Source organism: Streptomyces sp. SID8352 (assembly GCF_009862265.1).
In the GTDB taxonomy this organism is placed as follows: Bacteria; Actinomycetota; Actinomycetes; order Streptomycetales; family Streptomycetaceae; genus Streptomyces.
On sequence record NZ_WWGX01000029.1, the window covers coordinates 1 to 19,159 of the forward strand.

A 19,159-nucleotide genomic window follows, 5' to 3' on the forward strand; every position below is an offset into this window, starting at 1 on the left:
ATAGTCCGGTCGTTCACAGCGTCCTCGCTGTGTGTTTCAAAGGAACCTCAACCCGGTCGGAGATCCGATCAGGTCGGGGTATCAACATATCTGGCGTTGACTTTTGGCACGCTGTTGAGTTCTCAAGGAACGGACGCTTCCTTTGTACTCACCCGAGATACTCTCTCAGGCTTTCCTCCGGGCGCTTTCCCTTCGGTCTTGCGTTTCCGACTCTATCAGATCTTTCCGACCCGATTTCCTCGGTGCTTTCCAGGTTCCCGCTTCCGCGTTTCCCTTTCCGGCGGCTCCGACTTTATCAGAGATTCTGAGTCGGAATTTCCGCCCTCCGGGGCGGCTCCCTGCCCACGAAGTGAGCGGGTGTCCGCCCGAGCGGAGATGTAAACGTACTGGAGCCGGGCGCCCCGACGCAAATCGGAGGCCCGGCTCCGGGTCCACGGGGGCCGGCGGACCGACGGTCCGTCAGACCTCCACGACCACCGGCAGGATCATCGGCCGGCGGCGGTAGGTGTCCGAGACCCACTTGCCGAGGGTCCTGCGGACGAGCTGCTGGAGCTGGTGCGGCTCGACGACCCCGTCCTGCGCCGAACGCTCCAGCGCCTCCGTGATCCGGGGGACCACCGCGGCGAAGGCCGAGTCGTCGATGCCCGAGCCGCGGGCCTGGATGTGCGGACCGCCCGTGATCTTGCCGGTCGACGCGTCGATGACCGCGAAGACCGAGATGATGCCCTCGTCCCCGAGGATCTTGCGGTCCTTCAGGGCCGGCTCGCCCACGTCACCGACGGACAGGCCGTCGACGTACACATAGCCCGCCTGCACCTTGCCGGTGATCTTCGCCTTGCCCTCGACGAGGTCGACGACGACACCGTCCTCCGCGATGACGATGCGGTCGTGCGGGACGCCGGTCATGGCGCCCAGCTCGGCGTTGGCCCGCAGATGGCGCCACTCGCCGTGCACCGGCATCAGGTTCTTCGGGCGGCAGATGTTGTAGAAGTACAGCAGCTCGCCCGCGGAGGCGTGGCCCGAGACGTGCACCTTGGCGTTGCCCTTGTGGACCACGTTCGCGCCCCACCGGGTCAGGCCGTTGATCACGCGGTACACCGCGTTCTCGTTGCCCGGGATGAGCGACGAGGCCAGGATGACCGTGTCGCCCTCGACGATGCGGATCTGGTGGTCCCGGTTGGCCATGCGGGAGAGCGCGGCCATCGGCTCGCCCTGCGAGCCCGTGCAGACCAGGACGACCTCGCTGTCCGGCAGGTCGTCCAGCGTCTTCACGTCGACGACCAGGCCCGGCGGCACCCTCAGGTAGCCGAGGTCCCGGGCGATGCCCATGTTGCGGACCATCGACCGGCCGACGAAGGCGACCCGGCGGCCGTACTCGTAGGCGGCGTCGAGGATCTGCTGGATGCGGTGCACGTGGCTGGCGAAGCTCGCCACGATGATCCGCTTGCGGGCACCGGCGAAGACCTGGCGCAGCACCCCCGAGATGTCCCGCTCGTGCGGGGTGAACCCGGGGACCTCGGCGTTGGTCGAGTCGGTGAGCAGGAGGTCGATGCCCTCCTCGCTCAGCCGCGCGAACGCGTGCAGGTCCGTGAGGCGGTTGTCCAGCGGCAACTGGTCCATCTTGAAGTCGCCGGTGTGCACGACCATGCCCGCCGGGGTGCGGATGGCGACCGCCAGCGCGTCCGGGATCGAGTGGTTGACCGCGATGAACTCGCAGTCGAAGGGACCCACGCGCTCCCGGTTCCCCTCCGCCACCTCCAGGGTGTAGGGACGGATGCGGTGCTCCTGGAGCTTCGCCTCGATGAGCGCCAGGGTCAGCTTGGAGCCGATCAGGGGGATGTCCGGCTTCTCCCGCAGGAGGAAGGGGACACCGCCGATGTGGTCCTCGTGGCCATGGGTCAGGACGATGCCCTCGATGTCGTCGAGGCGGTCCCGGATGGACGAGAAGTCCGGCAGGATCAGGTCGATTCCGGGCTGCTCCTCCTCCGGGAAGAGCACCCCGCAGTCGACGATCAGCAGACGGCCGCCGTACTCGAAGACCGTCATGTTGCGGCCGATCTCGCCCAGACCGCCGAGCGGTGTGACCCGGAGGCCACCGTCGGGGAGCTTCGGGGGACGGCCCAGTTCAGGATGCGGATGACTCAAAAGACTCTCCTCACCACACACGCCACGTACCGGTGGGCACGTGGCGCGCGTGACGTTCGTGCAGAAGCAGTTGTGGTTGGGTGTGCGGGCACCGGTGGCCCGCGTATTCAGTTGTGAAGTCCTGGTGGCGCCGGATGGCGCGGTGGCGCGAAGTCCGTTCTCAGAGCTGTACCCCGCCGGCGGCAAGATCGATCTTGAGTTGCTCGTACTCCTCGGCGTTCAGCTCCACCATGGGCGCGCGCAGCGGCCCCGCGGGCCGCCCCTGGAGGGTGAGCGCGGCCTTGGTGGTCATGACGCCCTGGGTGCGGAACATCCCGGTGAAGACCGGGAGGAGCTTCTGGTGGATCTCCAGCGCCTTCTGCACGTCACCGGCGACGAAGGCCTCCACCATGGCCCTCAGCTCGGGGGTGACGATGTGGCCGACGACGGAGACGAAGCCGACGGCGCCCACGGAGAGCAGCGGCAGGTTCAGCATGTCGTCGCCGGAGTACCAGGCCAGGCCGGAGCGGGCGATGGCCCAGCTCGCCCGGCCGAGGTCGCCCTTGGCGTCCTTGTTGGCGACGATCCGCGGGTGCTCCGCCAGGCGGACCAGGGTCTCCGTGTTGATCGGGACACCGCTGCGTCCGGGGATGTCGTAGAGCATCACCGGCAGCGCGGTGGCGTCCGCGACGGCCGTGAAGTGCTGGTACAGGCCCTCCTGCGGGGGCTTGTTGTAGTACGGCGTGACGAGCAGGAGGCCGTGGGCGCCGACGCGCTCGGCGGCACGGGCCAGCTCGACGCTGTGCTGGGTGTTGTTGGTGCCGGCGCCGGCGACGACGTGGGCGCGGTCACCGACGGCCTCCACCACCGCCCGCACCAGGTCCGCCTTCTCCGCGTCGCTGGTGGTGGGGGACTCACCGGTGGTGCCGTTGATGATCAGGCCGTCGTTGCCGGCGTCCACCAGATGGGCGGCGAGCCGCTGCGCGCCGTCGAGGTCGAGTGCGCCGTCCGCCGTGAAGGGCGTGACCATGGCAGTGAGGACCCGCCCGAAGGGGGTCTGCGGAGTGGAGGTCGGAGCCATGGGTTACACGCTACTCGTTGCACAGGGCCTGGTCTGCCCTCGGGGGAGGCGGCAGGTCGGAACGGAGGTGGAGCCCGGCACTGCCTGCTCGGGGGTTCAAGCAGTGCCGGGTCCCTTTGATCAGGCTAGATGAACTTCTCCAAAGCCCGCAATACGGACACTTCGGGCGGCTGATGCGCACACCTGTGCCCGGCGGGCCGCCGGGGACGCCTCAGGGCGCGACACGCCCGTTGGCGTTGAAGGCGGCGTGGGTCAGCGGCATGAGCCGGGCCCACTCGGCCTCCATCAGCTCACCCACCATCTCGATCTCCCGCTGCGGGAAGGACGGCACCTTGGCCAGCTCGTGCTGGGTGCGCAGCCCGAGGAAGTGCATCAGCGAGCGGGCGTTGCACGTGGCGTACATGGAGGAGTACAGGCCGACCGGGAGGACCGAGCGGGCCACCTCGCGGGCGACGCCGGCGGCCAGCATCTCCTGGTAGGTCCGGTACGCCTGGAGGTACGACTCCTCCATCGCGCGGCCGGTCAGCTCGTGCTGCTCGGGGGTGCCCTCGACGAAGACGTACTTGCCGGGCCGCCCCTGCTGCACCAGCTTGCGCGAGTCGTCCGGGACGTAGAAGACGGGGCGCAGCTCGCGGTAGCGGCCGGACTCCTCGTTGTAGGAGTTGTGCACGACGATGCCGTCGGCGACGAAGTTGTGCCAGGGGCCCTCGACCGAGAGGTCGTAGGTCATCTCCTCGCCGTCGTCCTCGATGCCGACGATCCGGTCCGGCACCGCGGTGGCCGCGCCAACCCCGCGCCGTTCGCGCCGCTCCGCGCTCCGCGCCACGTGGCACGGCTCACAGGCGGGGGCGAGGTTCCGCTCGTCGAGCGCCCGCGCCGGGTCGTCCTCGACGGGGACGACGTGGTCCAGGGCCAGCTCCTCGCGGGGGAGGCCCCGGCCGCAGCGGTGGCAGGTGTCGACGTCCCCGATCAGCCGCTCCCGCAGGGTCGACGTCCACACGCCGATGCCGCGCTCCAGGGCGGGCGGCAGCGCGCCGGAGGGCCGCGGAGCGTCGTCGGAGGCCATGACCTCGTCGCCGACGGCCAGCTCGCCCGCCTTGCGCCAGCCCTCGGGGGTGAACACGGCGTGGTCGACCGTGCAGCGGAGGGTCCTGCCGGAGGCGGTGGTGATCCTGATGAGGTTCTTGACCCCGGACCGGATCACGTCGACGATCCGCGCCCGCCCCGCGAGCAGGGTCTCCTCGTCGTGGCAGCGCACATGGCTGTCGCGCACCGGCTCCAGCCCGCGCAGCCGGGTGCCGGGGTCCCGCTCCCGGAAGTCCGCCACGGCCGCCCCGGCCGCCTCCCGGGACGCGTAGAGCCCGAGGTGGTGGTCGGTCCCGTCGCGCCGGACCCGCGCGGCCCACCGGCCGGCCCCGCTGTGCCAGGTCACGCCGCCGGCCGAGGCCGGCAGCCGGTCGTCCCCGCCCAGGTGCCAGCGCTCGTACAGCTCGGCGATGGTGCGCCTGCGCGGTTCCCCGGACTCGCTCTCCAGGGTGACCGCGGTGTCCCCCGCGAGGCACCAGCCGACCCGGTGGCGCATGAACTCGCGGAAGACGAAGATCGGGGCGCTGATGAAGAAGGTCATCGAGTTGTGCTCGAACGGGCTGCCGTGCCGGTCCCGCATCAGGTAGTTGATCAGGCCCTTCGAGCGCTGCGGGTCCTTCTCCAGCTCTTCGAGGGACTGCTCCCCGGCGGTCGAGACCCGTGCGGCGAACAGCACGTCGGAGTCGGTCGCGCTGCTCCTGACCAGCTCGACGGTGACGTCGCTGCGGAGGTCGATCGGGGTGTCGTCGGCGGGGGTGTCGGTCACGGGTCGCGGGCCTTCCCATCGTGTCGCTTGGCGAGGCCACTCTACGGCCCGCCCGGACGGGTGCTTCACGGGCCGTCAATCGGGGCGTTCCCGGCTCCGACGCGATGAAGTCGGCGAAATCGGGCACCGGTGCGGGCGTTCGTTCGTCTGTAGGGGTGACGGCCGGCGGCGCATCCGCCGGCCCCGCGCACACGTCCCGGAGATCCGTCCCGGTCCCGGAAGGGAGCAGCATCCATGGCCCGCCGCAGTGAACCGGTGCCCTTCGCCTTCGTTTCCGAGGCCGACGGGTTCCGCAGCAACGTCACTCCCCCGCCGCGCGAGCGGCTCTCCCCCGGGCGTCTGGCCGGGCGTTCGCTGCTGGGGCTCACGATCGTCGCCGGGCTGGTGGGGTCCCTGGTGCTCGGGATGCCCGCGCTGTCGGCCGACCAGCCCTCTCGGCAGCAGCAGAACCAGGCGACCGACGGGCGCTGAGCCCGGCGCCGCGGCCCGGGCCCCGGCCGGGCGGCCACGGGGGCGGGCGGCCCGGTGCGCCGCCGGGCCGGTGCGTCCGGTGGGCGGCGGCCCGTCCGGCCCCCCGAGGGTGGTGACCCCCGGCGCGGGTCGATAGCCTCACCGGCACAGCACTCGCCCGGAACCAGTGAGGACCGACCGTGCCCCTCCCCTTCCTGACGGCCGACCGAGCCTTCGACACCGCCGACGATGTCGCGCTGCCGTACGACGACCGGGACCTCTGGCGCCGCCCCTACCGGCCGGGGCCCTGGCGGGTGGGCACGGCGGCGCTCGCGCTGCTGCTCGCCTCCTTCGTGCTGTTCGCGGCGGTCATCATCGGGGCGACGGGGTCGCTGTCCTCCGCCGCCTCGGTCTTCGCCGTCGCGCTCGTCATGATCGCGTGCGCCCTGCGGCTGCTGCGGATGGGCACCTGGGTGAGCGCGCGGGGCGTGCGCCAGACCGGCTTCCTCGCCACCCGCACGGTCGCCTGGGAGCAGGTCGCCAGCGTGCGGACGACGCAGCAGCCGGTGCGCTGGCTCGGGCTGCCGCGCACGGTGCAGGGGCAGGCGCTCCTGCTGGCGCGCCAGGGCCGGGGCACGGACGTCCTGCCGCCGCTGATGACCACGCACAACGCGGACTTCCTGGGCCGTGAGCAGGCCTTCGACCGGGCGGCCGACACCGTGGAGGCGTGGGCGGACGAGTACCGGCGGGGCTGATCCGCCGGACGGTGACGGTACGCCGGTGGCCCGGTCCCCCCTCGGCGGGGCCGGGCCACCGGCGTACCGCGGTGTGCGCCGTCGTACCGGTACGGGCCGGGGCGGGACCCGGGGAAGCCGTCCGGGCCGGAGGCGGTCGGCCGGGCGGGTGTCCGGCCGACCGCCTCCGGCCGCGGTCCGGTGTCAGGCCGCCTCGGCGGACGGCCTGCCGTCGTGCAGCGCGATCGCCCGCTGCATCGCCTTGCGGGCGCGCGGGGTGTCCCGGGCGTCCTGGTAGGCGACGGCGAGCCGGAACCAGCTCCGCCAGTCGTCGGGGGCGGCCTCGGTCTCGGCCCGGCGGCGGGCGAAGACCTCGTCGGCCGAGTCGCGGTCGACCCGCCCGCTGGGGCTGCGCCTCAGCTCGTCGACGGGCAGCCCGCCCTCGGCGTCGAGTTCCGCGGCGAGCTGGTTGGCCCGGCGGACGAACTGGGTGTTCTTCCAGAGGAACCACAGCCCGATCACCGGCAGCACCAGCACGGCGACGCCCATGGCGACCGTGAGCGGGGTCCCGGCGTCGATGAGCAGGACGCCGCGGCTGCCGACCAGGACGAAGTAGAAGACCAGGACGGCGGCCGTGATGATGTAGGAGATCTTCGCGCGCATGTCAGTTGGCAGCTCGGTTCGGGGTTCGGTGCGGTGGGCGGGCCGGCGGCCGGCCGGTCAGCCCAGGTCCAGGAAGTGCTCCAGGCCGAAGGTGAGGCCCGGGGTCGTCACCACCCGGCGGGCGCCCAGCAGGATGCCGGGCATGAAGCTGCTGTGGTGCAGGGAGTCGTGCCGGACGGTGAGGGTCTCCCCCTCGCCGCCCAGCAGCACCTCCTGGTGGGCGAGCAGGCCGCGCAGCCGGACCGCGTGCACGGGCACGCCGTCGACGCTGGCGCCGCGGGCCCCCTCCAGGCCGGTGGCAGTGGCGTCGGGCGCCGGGGCGGCGCCTGCCTTCTGCCGGGCCTCGGCGATGAGCTGGGCGGTGCGGGTGGCGGTGCCGCTGGGGGCGTCGACCTTGTTCGGGTGGTGCAGCTCGACCACCTCGACGGACTCGAAGTACGGCGCGGCGATCTGCGCGAACTTCATGGTCAGGACGGCGCCGATGGAGAAGTTGGGCGCGATGAGCACACCCGTCCCCGGGGAGGCGTCGAGCAGTTCCCGCAGCCGGGCCAGCCGCTCCTCGGTCCAGCCGGTGGTCCCGACGACGGCGTGGATGCCGTGGGCGAGGCAGTACTCCAGGTTGGCCATGACCGAGTCGGGGGTGGTCAGCTCGACGGCGACCCGGGCGCCGCGCTCGGTCAGCGTCTCCAGGGAGTCGTCCCGGCCGAGGGCCGCGACCAGTTCCATGTCGTCGGCGGCCCCGACCGCCCGTACGGCCTCGGAACCGATGCGTCCCCGGGCACCGAGGACGGCCACGCGCAGCTTGCTCATGTCACCTTGCTTCCTTCTCTGGGGGGCGCCGTCAGGCGACGGCGTCGTGCAGCTTGGCCGCCTGCTTGTCCTTGAGCGGGCCGATGACCGACAGCGACGGCCGCCGGCCCAGGACGTCGCGGGCGACAGTACGGACGTCGTCCGGCGTGACCGAGGCTATCCGGGCGAGCATGTCGTCGACGGACATCTGCTCGCCCCAGCACAGCTCGCTCTTGCCGATACGGTTCATCAGCGCCCCGGTGTCCTCCAGGCCGAGGACGGTGGAGCCCCGGAGCTGGCCGACGGCGCGCCCGATCTCCTCGTCGCTCAGCCCCTCGGCGGCGACCCGGTCCAGCTCGTCCCGGCAGAGCCGGAGCACGTCGTGCACCTGGGACGGGCGGCAGCCCGCGTAGACGCCGAAGAGGCCGCAGTCCGCGAAGCCCGAGGTGTACGAGTACACGCTGTAGGCCAGGCCGCGCTTCTCCCGGACCTCCTGGAAGAGGCGGGAGGACATGCCGCCGCCGAGGGCGGTGTTGAGGACGCCCAGCGCCCAGCGGCGTTCGTCGGTGCGGGCCAGGCCGGGCATGCCGAGGATGACGTGGGCCTGCTCGGTCCTGCGTCCGACCAGTTCGACGCGGCCGGCGGTGCGGACGGCGCGTCGGCCCGAACGCGGGGCGACGGGCCGGGCCACCGGGTCGCGGAACGCCCCGGCCCGCTCGAAGGCGGTCCGGACCTGCCGGACGACCTTGGCGTGGTCGATGTTCCCGGCGCAGGCGACCACGAGGTGGGTCGGGTCGTAGTGCTTGCGGTAGAAGCGCCGGATGCGGTCGGCGGTCAGCGCGTTGACCGTGTCGACGGTGCCGAGGACGGGGCGGCCGAGGGCGTTGTCACCGAACATGGTGTGCGCGAACAGGTCGTGCACGCAGTCACCGGGGTCGTCCTCGGTCATGGCGATCTCTTCGAGGATGGCGCCGCGCTCGACGTCGACGTCCTCCTCCTGGATCAGCGAGCCGGTGAGCATGTCGCAGACCACGTCGATGGCGAGCGGCAGGTCCGTGTCGAGCACCCGCGCGTAGTAGCAGGTGTACTCCTTGGCCGTGAACGCGTTCATCTCGCCGCCGACGGCGTCCAGGGCGGAGGAGATGTCCAGGGCGGACCTGCGGGTGGTGCCCTTGAAGAGCAGGTGCTCCAGGTAGTGGGTGGCGCCGTTCAGCGCGGGCGTCTCGTCGCGGGAGCCGACGTGCGCCCAGATGCCGAAGGTCGCGGAGCGGACCGAGGGCAGGGTCTCGGTGACGATCCGCAGACCGCCGGGGAGGGTGGTCCTGCGGACGGTGCCGATGCCGTTCTCGCCCCTGATGAGGGTTTGGGTACGGGCGACGGCCCGCGCCTCCTGGGAGGTGCGGGCCGTCGCCTCGGCGCTACGGGACGTCACTTGTCGGCGTCGTCCTTCTTGTCGTCGGACGCGGCGTCCTCGCCCTCGATCACGGGGATGAGGGAGAGCTTGCCGCGCGAGTCGATCTCCGCGATCTCGACCTGGACCTTCTGGCCCACGCCGAGCACGTCCTCGACGTTCTCCACGCGCTTGCCGCCGGCCAGCTTGCGGATCTGCGAGATGTGCAGCAGGCCGTCCTTGCCGGGCAGCAGGGAGACGAAGGCGCCGAAGGTCGTGGTCTTGACGACCGTGCCCAGGTAGCGCTCGCCGACCTCGGGCATCGTCGGGTTGGCGATGCCGTTGATCGTGGTGCGGGCGGCCTCGGCGGAGTGGCCGTCGGCGGCACCGATGTAGATGGTGCCGTCGTCCTCGATGGTGATCTCGGCGCCGGTGTCCTCCTGGATCTGGTTGATCATCTTGCCCTTGGGGCCGATGACCTCGCCGATCTTGTCGACCGGGATCTTCACGGTGATGATCCGCGGCGCGTTCGGGGACATCTCGTCCGGCGTGTCGATCGCTTCCATCATCACGTCGAGGATGTGGAGGCGGGCGTCACGGGCCTGCTTGAGGGCGGCGGCCAGGACGGAGGCGGGGATGCCGTCCAGCTTGGTGTCGAGCTGGAGGGCGGTGACGAACTCCTTGGTGCCGGCGACCTTGAAGTCCATGTCGCCGAAGGCGTCCTCCGCACCGAGGATGTCGGTGAGGGTGACGTAGTGCGTCTCGCCGTCGATCTCCTGGGAGATGAGGCCCATGGCGATGCCGGCGACGGGGGCCTTCAGCGGCACACCGGCGTTCAGCAGGGACATGGTGGAGGCGCAGACCGAGCCCATGGACGTCGAGCCGTTGGAGCCGAGGGCCTCGGACACCTGGCGGATCGCGTAGGGGAACTCCTCGCGGGTCGGCAGGACCGGCACCAGGGCGCGCTCGGCGAGGGCGCCGTGGCCGATCTCGCGGCGCTTCGGGGAGCCCACGCGGCCGGTCTCACCGACCGAGTAGGGCGGGAAGTTGTAGTTGTGCATGTAGCGCTTGCGCGTCACCGGGGAGAGGGTGTCGAGCTGCTGCTCCATGCGGAGCATGTTGAGCGTGGTGACCCCGAGGATCTGGGTCTCGCCGCGCTCGAACAGGGCGGAGCCGTGGACCCGCGGGATGGCCTCGACCTCGGCGGCCAGGGTGCGGATGTCGGTGACACCGCGGCCGTCGATGCGCTTCTTCTCCTTGATGACGCGCTCGCGGACCAGGGACTTGGTCAGCGCGCGGTACGCGGCGGAGATCTCCTTCTCGCGGCCCTCGAACTCCGGGAGGAGCTTCTCGGCGGCGAGCGCCTTGACGCGGTCCAGCTCGGCCTCGCGCTCCTGCTTGCCGGCGATGGTGAGCGCCTGGGCCAGCTCGGGGCGGACGGCGGCGGAGAGCGCCTCCAGGACGTCGTCCTGGTGGTCCAGGAAGATCGGGAACTCGCCGGTCGGCTTGGCGGCCTTGGCGGCGAGGTCGGCCTGGGCGCGGCAGAGCACCTTGATGAAGGGCTTGGCGGCGTCCAGACCGGCGGCGACGATCTCCTCGGTGGGGGCGTCGGCGCCGCCCTCGACGAGCTTGACGGTCTTGTCGGTGGCCTCGGCCTCGACCATCATGATCGCGACGTCGCCGTCCTCCAGCACACGGCCGGCGACGACCATGTCGAAGACGGCGTCCTCCAGCTCGGTGTGGGTGGGGAAGGCGACCCACTGGCCGCGGATCAGTGCGACGCGGACGCCGCCGATCGGGCCGGAGAAGGGCAGGCCCGCGAGCTGCGTGGACGCGGAGGCGGCGTTGATCGCCACGACGTCGTACAGGTGGTCGGGGTTGAGCGCCATGATCGTGGCGACGACCTGGATCTCGTTGCGCAGGCCCTTCTTGAAGGACGGGCGCAGCGGGCGGTCGATGAGGCGGCAGGTGAGGACGGCGTCCTCGGAGGGCCGGCCCTCGCGGCGGAAGAAGCTGCCGGGGATCTTGCCGGCGGCGTACATCCGCTCCTCGACGTCCACCGTGAGGGGGAAGAAGTCGAGCTGGTCCTTGGGGTTCTTGGACGCGCTGGTGGCCGACAGCACCATGGTGTCGTCGTCCAGGTACGCCACGGCGGAGCCGGCGGCCTGCTTGGCCAGGCGGCCCGTCTCGAAGCGGATGGTGCGGGTACCGAAGGCGCCGTTGTCGATGACGGCCTCGGCGTAGTGGGTCTCGTTCTCCACTAGCGTTTTCTCCGTTACTTGTCGTCTTTGGTCCCTCCCCGCCCGTGTGGCGGAGGGGACGGTGTACGGAGAAGCGCTCCGTCCGGTACGGGCCGGTCTTCGATCGAAGCTCCCGGGGGTTCTCCTCCGGGGGCCACTACCGAGGACCGGCGGCGGCGGGGTGCGCTCCTCCTCGTTCGTCCGTTGTCCGTCGACGCGTCCACTGACCCGTCGACGCGCGGGATACGGCCCGCGGGGTGCGGGCGGTGCGTATCACACGGTGTCGTACGTCCCTTGTCCTGCTACCACACTACAAAGCCGCGGTGACACCGCGCACGCAGAGTGGTCCGCACGCCGGTGCGCACCGGCGCGTACGGCAAAGGGAGCGGCCCCCGAACGTTGGGAACCGCTCCCTCCACGGCGTCCTACTTGGCGCCCGCCGCACCGCGGCGGATGCCGAGGCGCTCGACCAGCGCGCGGAAGCGCTGGATGTCCTTCTTGGCGAGGTACTGCAGCAGCCGGCGGCGCTGGCCGACCAGGATGAGCAGACCGCGGCGGGAGTGGTGGTCGTGCTTGTGGCTCTTGAGGTGCTCGGTCAGGTCGGAGATCCGACGGGACAGCAGGGCGACCTGGACCTCGGGGGAGCCGGTGTCGCCCTCCTTGGTACCGAACTCGGAGATGATCTGCTTCTTCACTGCGGCGTCGAGCGACACGTGTACTCCTCTTGCACTGAGAGTGGCCACCGAGTGCCCCCGGTCTGCGTCTCGGGGGGTCTTCCATGACTCGGAAGGCGGGGATCCGCTGGGCGCGGCCTCCAGAACCCTCGGTTCCGGGGGCGCGTACACATACGGCCGTCACACAGAGTACCAGGGTGGCGGGGCGGCGGTGGCCGAGGGGCCGGTGGCCGGGAAACGGCGGTGCGGTCACCCGTGCGGTGGCGGACATCCGCGATCCCCCGGCCGGGCGGAAACAGAGCCAGTAGGGTGACGCCCGCACAGCCGCCCGTAATCGCAGGAAGGATCCAGCCACGATGACCGACGCCGAGGGCCGGGACACGGACCGGAACCGGGAGCAGGACCAGGCCGGGGAGGAACGGGCCCGGGAACTCAGGGCGCGCAAGGACCGGGAGCGGGACGAACTCTACGCACTCGACATCTCCGGCGTGGAGTGGCACAGCGCGCCCGGCACCGAGGAGCACGAGGAGCGGGTGGAGATCGCGTACCTGCCCGACGGCGCGGTGGCGATGCGGTCCTCCCTGGACACGGCCACCGTGCTGCGGTACACGGAGGCGGAGTGGCGCGCCTTCGTGCTCGGGGCGCGCGACGGGGAGTTCGACCTCCAGTCGGCGCCCGGCGCGGAGGGCTGACCCGGGGACCCGGGGCGCCGCCGCGCGGGGCGTCCACCGGCATGGGTGTCCATCGACACGGGCGTCCACGGTGGGGTGTCCCGTCGGGGGCGCCTTGGGCCGGACGGGGCGTCCCGGGTGGAAGGGCGTCCCGGGCGGGAAGGGCGTCCCGAGGGGCCCGGCGGGGTGAGGTTCCGGCGAGGTCGCCCGCCGGGGAAGCCCCTTCGGGGACGGCGCGTGACGGGCCCGTGCGGATCGGGCCGGGGTCCTGCCCGGCGCCCTGCCCGGCTCCGACTCCCGCTCCGGCTCCGGCTCCCGCTCCCGCTCCCGCTCCGGGTACCGTCACCCGGCCCTTCGCTCCGGGGCGCATGCCCTCCCCCTTCCGGCCGGGGGACCGCACGGCCGGAAGGGGCGGGACGGTGTCAGTTCCCCGTCATCGACCGTGCCGCCCCGTAGACGTCGAACACGGCGAGGGCCAGCGGGATCAGGGTCAGCAGGACGAAGGACTCGGCGATCTCCGTGAAGCGGCCCCAGAAGGGGGTGACACCGCGCCGCGCGGTGATCAGGCCGATGGCGGTGACGAGCAGGGCGGACGCCGCCAGCGCGGACGCCAGCCAGACGCTGCGCAGGTCCAGGGCGGCGGTGTCGCCCCGGAGGGCGTCGTTCCAGACGCCCTCCGGGGGGTTGAGCGCGAGACCGGTGCCGAGCAGGACGAGGGTGCCGAGCCCGGCGGCGAGCGTCGCGGCGACCTGGACCGTGTAGCGGAACAGGTGGGCGCGCATCAGCAGCGCGATCCCCGTGGCCAGGGCGAGCGTCTGGGCCCGGCCGTCGGCGGAGAAGCCGAGGACCAGCGCGGCGCCCACCGCGGTGAGCGCGCAGCCGCCGACCAGTCCGGCGAGCAGTTCGTGACCCCGGCGGGCGCGGGCGGCGATCCGCTCGGCGTCGACGGCGTCCGGGAGGGCCGCCCCGCCCGGCGGGCGGATGCCGCGCGGGGTGCCGGGGTGGGCCTGGCCGCCGGCGGGTCGTCCCTGACCGCCGGTGAGGGCGTCCGGCCCCGCGCCGGAGGAGGCCCCGGGCGGCTCGAAGCCGACGGGCAGCCGGGCGAAGCGCAGGGACAGGCCGGGCAGGAAGGCCAGGGCACAGACCGAGAGGGGAGCGCCGACCGCGGCGGTCTCCACCGGGGTCATCCCGGTCAGCAGCGCGGCGAAGGTGGTGAGCATGCCGGTGGCGGCGGCGAGGACGAACGCCACGAAGGGGCTGTCGCCGCCCGGTGACACCAGGGTCAGGACGACGGCGGCGACCAGGACCGCCGCGCAGGCCAGGAGGAACTGGAGCCGTCCGACGCCCTGCCCCTCGGCGAGCGGCACCAGGCCCGAGCCCGCCACGGCGACGCAGGGCAGCGCGCCCAGGCCCAGCGCGACGGCGGCGCCCCGGTCGCCGTAGACGCGGGCGCGGACGCAGGCGAAAGTGGTCAGCAGGACGCCGGCGACCGCGGCGACGACGCCCTGGAGGCCGTGCATGTCGTGGCGGATCTGGGAACTCCAGGCCACCAGGGCGAGCACCACGGGAAGGACGCCGGCCCCCACGAGACCGGCGGTCCGGGTGTACTCGTCCCGCCAGAGGCTGCGGTCGCGGATGACGGCGGAGGCGACCGCCTCCGAGACGTCGTCGACGACGGCGGGCGGCAGCGACTCGGCGAAGGGCCGCAGGGCGAGCAGTTCCCCGTCCAGGACGCGCTGGGCGGCGAGGGACCGGTCGCCGTCGAGGACGGTGCCGTCGCGGCGCACCAGGTGGTGGCCGACCGGGGCCTCCTCGGCGGGGCTCGGGCGGGAGAGGCGGAGGATCTCCGGGTGGAGGTCGGCGACGGGCACGTCGTCGGGCAGTGCCACGTCGATGCGGCTGTGGGGCGCCACGATGGTCACCCGGCAGAAGCCGGGTCCCGCGCCGGGGCCGGGCACCGTCGCCGGGCCGTCCGGTCGGCCGGTGGGCGTGGAGGCCGTGATGCTCACCTGGTTTCCCCCTGTCGGTGGTGCGGGCCGGGCCGGGCCGTTCGGCGGTCGGGCCGGATCTGTCGGTGGTGCGGGTCGGCTCTGTCGGTGACCGGGCCGGGCGCGGTGCCTTCGCGCACCCCGTCGGCCGACGGCCCCGGCGCGGCCCGCCGGCGGCGCCCGGCACCGCCCGCCGGTGCGCTCCGGCGCCGTCCGCCGGACCTCTTCGCGTCCGATCATGCCGCAGTGCGGGGCCACCACCCCAACCGGTCCGCCCCGTCGGCGGGTTGGGGCGGCGGCGAGCGCGGCCGGTTCGTATCCGCTCACGCCCGTCGCCCGCCCGTCGCACGCCCTGCCGCCCGGCCGCGCCGGGGGCGGCGCAGTAGGATCACCCTTCGCGTCGACGTGTGCCGGGCAACGGGCAGACGGGTGAACGAGGCAGCCGGGCAAGGGAATTGATGCGCAGTGAGTCACATCGTCGTCAAGCGTCCACGACGGGCACTGCCGAAGGACGTGCCCACCCACGATGTGCTGGTGCAGCCGCCGCCCGAACTGCCGCGCGGGCAGCGGGAAGGCGCCCTGATGCAGATCCTGCCCATGCTGGGCATGGGCGGCTCGGTGGTCTTCTTCTTCAATCCGCAGGCCCAGCCCTTCATGAAGATCATGGGCATGGTGATGGTGGCCTCGACGATCGCCATGGGCGTCGCCATGCTGGTCCGCTACCGCCGCGGCAACCAGGGGCAGCTCGACGACATCCGCCGGGACTACCTGCGCTACCTCTCGCGGACCCGGCAGTCCGCCCGTGAGACCGCGCGGGCGCAGCGGGACGCCCAGTACTACCTGCACCCCTCCCCCGAACAGCTCTGGGCCCTGGTCGCCGAGGGGAGCAGGGTCTGGGAACGGCGCGCCGGGGACGGGGACTTCGGCCAGGTGCGGGTCGGTCTCGGCCCGCAGTCCCTGGCCACCGCCCTGATCGCCCCGGAGACCGCCCCCGTCGACCGGCTGGAGCCGCTGACCGCGGACGCGATGCGCCGGTTCCTGGCCACGCACGGCACCCTCGAACGGCTGCCGATGGCGGTCTCGCTGCGCGCCTTCTACCACGTGACCCTCAGCGGCGAGCCCGGCAGCGCGCGCTCCGGCGCTCGCGCCGTCGTCGCCTCGCTCGCCGCGCTGCACTCCCCGGACGACCTGGTCGTCGCCCTCGCCGTCGGCGGCGCGGGCACGCCCGCGTGGGAGTGGGCCAAGTGGCTCCCGCACACCCAGTCCAGGACCGCCTCGGACGGGGCGGGCAGCATCCGTCTGATCACCACCGATCCGCTGGAACTGGAGGAACTGCTCGACGACCGGCTCCAGGGCCGCCCCCGCTTCCACCCGGACGGGCCGCCCGTGCCCGACCAGCCGCATCTGGTCGTCGTCCTCGACGGGGTCTCCCTGCCGCCCACCGCGCGACTCGCCGCCCCGGAGGGGCTGCAGGGCGTCACGGTGCTGGAGTTGGTGCCCGGCAGCCCCGCCGCCGGACGCGGCGACCTCTCGGTCGTCGTCGGCCCGGAGGAACTGCGCCTGGAGTCGGCGGACGGCATGGTCTACGAGGGCGTGCCCGACCGGCTTTCGTACGCGGCGGCCGAGGCGCTGGCGCGCCAACTCGCGCCGCTGCGCCCGGCATCGGGCAGTGACGACGGCGAACCGCTCCTCGCCGAGCTGGAGTTCACCGATCTTCTGGCACTCGGCGACGCCGCCTCCGTCGACACCCGGCGGACTTGGCGGCCCCGTTCGCCGTCGGAGCGGCTGCGGGTCCCGATCGGCGTCGGCGAGGACGGCAGGCCCGTGATGCTGGATCTGAAGGAGGCGGCGCAGGAGGGCATGGGCCCGCACGGGCTGTGCGTCGGCGCGACCGGTTCCGGCAAGTCCGAACTGCTGCGCACACTGGTGCTGGGGCTCGCGGTCACCCACTCCTCCGAAACCCTCAACTTCGTGCTGGCCGACTTCAAGGGCGGGGCCACCTTCGCGGGCATGGCGCACCTGCCGCACGTGGCGGCCGTCATCACCAACCTCGCGGACGACCTCACGCTCGTCGACCGGATGGGCGACTCCCTCCGGGGCGAGCTCAACCGCCGCCAGGAGATGCTCCGCGACGCGGGCAACTACGCCAACGTCCACGCCTACGAGAGGGCCCGCGCCGCAGGGGCCGCGCTCCAGCCGGTGCCCTCCCTCGTCCTGGTGATCGACGAGTTCAGCGAACTGCTCACGGCGAAGCCGGACTTCATCGAGATGTTCGTGCAGATCGGCCGGATCGGCCGGTCGCTGGGCGTGCATCTGCTGCTCGCCTCGCAGCGGCTGGAGGAGGGGCGGCTGCGCGGGCTGGAGACCTATCTGTCCTACCGGGTGGGCCTGCGCACCTTCTCGGCGGCGGAGTCCCGGTCGGCGCTCGGCGTGCCGGACGCCTACGAGCTGCCGAACGTGCCCGGCTCCGGCTTCCTGAAGTTCGGCACCGACGAGATGGTCCGCTTCAAGGCCGCCTACGTCTCCGGCCCGTACCGCGCGGGGGCGCCGCGCCAGGCGTCCCCCGGAGGGGCGCTGCCCGCCGGACGGCGGCCGGTGCTGTTCACCGCGGCCCCGGTCCCGGTGCCGCTCCCGGCGGTGCCCGCGCAGCGGTCGGAGGAGCCGCCGGAGGGGCCCGACGAGGCGCTCGCCGACACCGTCCTCGACGTCGTCGTGCGGCGCCTGGAGGGGCAGGGCCCGGCGGCCCACCAGGTGTGGCTGCCGCCGCTGGACAGCCCGCCGACGCTCGACGCGCTGCTGCCCGGCCTGACGGAGGTACCCGGGCGCGGCCTGGCCCGGCCCGGCCACGAGGGCGCCGGGAGCCTGGTGGTCCCGGCCGGGCTGGTGGACAAGCCCTACGAGCAGCGCCGCGACCCGCTGTGGGTGGACTTCGGCGGCTCCGCCGGGCACCTCCAGATCCTCGGCGGCCCGCAGTCCGGCAAGTCGACCCTGCTGCGCACCCTCATCGTCTCCTTCGCCCTCACCCACACCCCGCACGAAGTGCAGTTCTACGCACTGGACTTCGGCGGCGGCGGGCTGTCGGCCGTGGCCGGTCTCCCCCATGTGGGCGGGGTGGCCTCGCGCCTGGACCCGGAGCAGGTGCGGCGCACGGCGGCCGAGGTGTACGGCGTGATGACACGCCGCGAGGAGTTCTTCCGCACGGCCGGCATCCCGTCGATCGCGGAGTTCCGGGAGCTCCGGGCGCGCGGTGACATCTCCGCCGACGACCAGCCCTGGGGCGACGTGTTCCTGGTCATCGACGGCTGGGGCAGCTTCCGCTCCGACTACGACGGCCTGGAGCCGTTCGTCCTGGACATCGCGGCACGCGGCCTCGGCTACGGCATCCACCTGATCCTCACGGCGTCCCGTTCCATGGAGGTGCGGGGCAACCTCAAGGACCTGCTGATGAACCGGCTGGAGCTGCGGCTCGGGGACCCGATGGACTCCGAGATCGACCGCCGCATCGCCGCCCATGTGCCGACGGCCGTGCCCGGACGCGGACTGACCCCGGGCAAGCAGCACTTCATGGCGGCGGTGCCGCGCGTCGACGGGCTCCCCTCCGACGCGGAGCTGGCTCCGGCGACCCGGGCGCTCGCCGACGAGGCCGCGCGGCTCTGGCCGCGCCCCGGGGCGCCCGCCGTGCGCCTGCTGCCGAGGGAGTTCCCGGCGGACCGGCTCCCCTCCGGCGACCGGTTCCCCCGGCGGGGCGTCTCGTTCGCCCTGGACGAGGAGAACCTGGAACCGGTGTTCGTGGACTTCGAGCAGGACCCGTTCCTCCTCGTCCTCGGCGAGGGCGAGTCCGGCAAGTCGAACCTGCTGCGACTGCTCATCCAGCGCCTGACGGAGCGCTACGACGGGGACTCCTGCAAGCTGTTCGTGGTCGACAACCGCCGCTCGCTGCTGGGCGCCGCCCCGGCCTCGCACCTGGCCGAGTACGTGCCGGTGTCGAACCGGATGCAGCACCACATGGACGCGCTGGCGGAGCTGATGCAGCGCCGCACCCCGACGGCCGACGTCACGCCGGAGCAGTTGCGGGACCGGAGCTGGTGGCAGGGGCCGACGGTCTACGTCATCGTGGACGACTACGACCTGGTGGCCACGTCGTCCGGCAACCCGCTGGCGGTGCTGACCGAGATGCTGCCCTTCGCCCGGGACGTGGGGGTGCGCTTCGTCATCGCCCGCTCCACGGCGGGCGCGGGGCGTTCCGGCTACGAGACGTTCATGCAGCGCATCAAGGAACTCGGGGCCCAGGGCGTGATCCTCAGCGGCGACCGCGCCGAGGGCGACCTGCTCGGCGGGGTACGGGCACGGCCGATGCCGCCGGGGCGGGGCGTGTTCGTGTCACGACGCCAGGGCAAGCCGCTGGTCCAGGTGGCGCGGGTGGCGGAGGAGCCGTCGGGACGGTGACGGCCGGGGCCGCGGGGGGCCGGGGGACCCGGGCGGGCCCCGGGCGGGACCCGGGCG

General features: G+C 72.7%; 12 protein-coding genes and 3 pseudogenes. 4 read left to right on the top strand and 11 right to left on the bottom strand.

The window, feature by feature from the left end; genetic code table 11:
- Nucleotides 1–459: 459 nt before the first annotated feature.
- The 5 genes and pseudogenes from GTY84_RS09185 to GTY84_RS33610 form a co-directional block, all read right to left on the bottom strand.
- Complete coding sequence (locus GTY84_RS09185) at nucleotides 460–2,145, bottom strand: ribonuclease J (protein WP_161225653.1); 1,686 nt, start codon at nucleotides 2,143–2,145, stop codon at nucleotides 460–462.
- A 160-nt stretch (nucleotides 2,146–2,305) separates the two neighbouring features.
- Nucleotides 2,306–3,205, bottom strand: coding sequence for a 4-hydroxy-tetrahydrodipicolinate synthase (gene dapA, locus GTY84_RS09190; RefSeq protein WP_161225654.1), 900 nt, complete (start codon nucleotides 3,203–3,205; stop codon nucleotides 2,306–2,308).
- 211 nt (nucleotides 3,206–3,416) lie between these two features.
- Nucleotides 3,417–3,866, bottom strand: a pseudogene (thyX, locus tag GTY84_RS33600) (FAD-dependent thymidylate synthase); the annotation flags it as partial.
- A gap of 12 nt (nucleotides 3,867–3,878) precedes the next feature.
- Nucleotides 3,879–4,787, bottom strand: a pseudogene (locus GTY84_RS33605) (HNH endonuclease); the annotation flags it as partial.
- Nucleotides 4,767–5,057 (bottom strand): annotated as a pseudogene (locus GTY84_RS33610) (FAD-dependent thymidylate synthase); the annotation flags it as partial. The pseudogenes GTY84_RS33605 and GTY84_RS33610, both read right to left, overlap by 21 nt.
- 234 nt (nucleotides 5,058–5,291) lie before the next feature.
- On the opposite strand from GTY84_RS33610, the gene GTY84_RS09200 reads away from it, so the two are divergent.
- The gene (locus GTY84_RS09200) at nucleotides 5,292–5,528 is read left to right on the top strand and encodes a hypothetical protein (protein ID WP_161225656.1); all 237 of its coding nucleotides are present in this window, start codon (nucleotides 5,292–5,294) and stop codon (nucleotides 5,526–5,528) included.
- Nucleotides 5,529–5,707: 179 nt separating this feature from the next.
- Nucleotides 5,708–6,262 (top strand): PH domain-containing protein, encoded by a 555-nt coding sequence (locus GTY84_RS09205; RefSeq protein ID WP_161225657.1) that lies wholly within the window; start codon nucleotides 5,708–5,710, stop codon nucleotides 6,260–6,262.
- A gap of 183 nt (nucleotides 6,263–6,445) precedes the next feature.
- On the opposite strand, the gene GTY84_RS09210 is transcribed toward GTY84_RS09205, so the two are convergent.
- The 5 genes from GTY84_RS09210 to rpsO all read right to left on the bottom strand — a co-directional run bounded on the left by GTY84_RS09210 (nucleotide 6,446) and on the right by rpsO (nucleotide 12,036).
- The gene (locus GTY84_RS09210; RefSeq protein WP_161225658.1) at nucleotides 6,446–6,904 is read right to left on the bottom strand and encodes a hypothetical protein; all 459 of its coding nucleotides are present in this window, start codon (nucleotides 6,902–6,904) and stop codon (nucleotides 6,446–6,448) included.
- A gap of 57 nt (nucleotides 6,905–6,961) precedes the next feature.
- Complete coding sequence (dapB, locus tag GTY84_RS09215) at nucleotides 6,962–7,714, bottom strand: 4-hydroxy-tetrahydrodipicolinate reductase (protein ID WP_161225659.1); 753 nt, start codon at nucleotides 7,712–7,714, stop codon at nucleotides 6,962–6,964.
- A gap of 31 nt (nucleotides 7,715–7,745) precedes the next feature.
- Nucleotides 7,746–9,125 (bottom strand): pitrilysin family protein, encoded by a 1,380-nt coding sequence (locus GTY84_RS09220; RefSeq protein WP_161225660.1) that lies wholly within the window; start codon nucleotides 9,123–9,125, stop codon nucleotides 7,746–7,748.
- Nucleotides 9,122–11,344 (bottom strand): polyribonucleotide nucleotidyltransferase, encoded by a 2,223-nt coding sequence (locus tag GTY84_RS09225; RefSeq protein WP_161225661.1) that lies wholly within the window; start codon nucleotides 11,342–11,344, stop codon nucleotides 9,122–9,124. Before GTY84_RS09225 ends, GTY84_RS09220 begins: the two co-directional genes overlap by 4 nt.
- A 404-nt stretch (nucleotides 11,345–11,748) precedes the next feature.
- A complete protein-coding gene (gene rpsO, locus GTY84_RS09230) occupies nucleotides 11,749–12,036 on the bottom strand; it encodes a 30S ribosomal protein S15 (protein WP_161225662.1) in 288 nt (95 codons plus the stop codon).
- Between the two features lie 317 nt (nucleotides 12,037–12,353).
- On the opposite strand from rpsO, the gene GTY84_RS09235 reads away from it, so the two are divergent.
- Nucleotides 12,354–12,689: a DUF397 domain-containing protein gene (locus tag GTY84_RS09235; RefSeq protein WP_161225663.1), complete on the top strand. Its 336-nt coding sequence runs from the start codon at nucleotides 12,354–12,356 to the stop codon at nucleotides 12,687–12,689.
- Between the two features lie 401 nt (nucleotides 12,690–13,090).
- Here the strand turns inward: GTY84_RS09235 and eccD are convergent, their stop codons facing one another.
- Nucleotides 13,091–14,626: a type VII secretion integral membrane protein EccD gene (gene eccD / locus GTY84_RS09240; protein WP_345943380.1), complete on the bottom strand. Its 1,536-nt coding sequence runs from the start codon at nucleotides 14,624–14,626 to the stop codon at nucleotides 13,091–13,093.
- Between the two features lie 495 nt (nucleotides 14,627–15,121).
- Here eccD and eccCa point away from each other — a divergent pair, with 495 nt between their 5' ends.
- Nucleotides 15,122–19,102: a type VII secretion protein EccCa gene (gene eccCa, locus GTY84_RS09245; RefSeq protein WP_161225665.1), complete on the top strand. Its 3,981-nt coding sequence runs from the start codon at nucleotides 15,122–15,124 to the stop codon at nucleotides 19,100–19,102.
- Nucleotides 19,103–19,159: the final 57 nt, after the last annotated feature.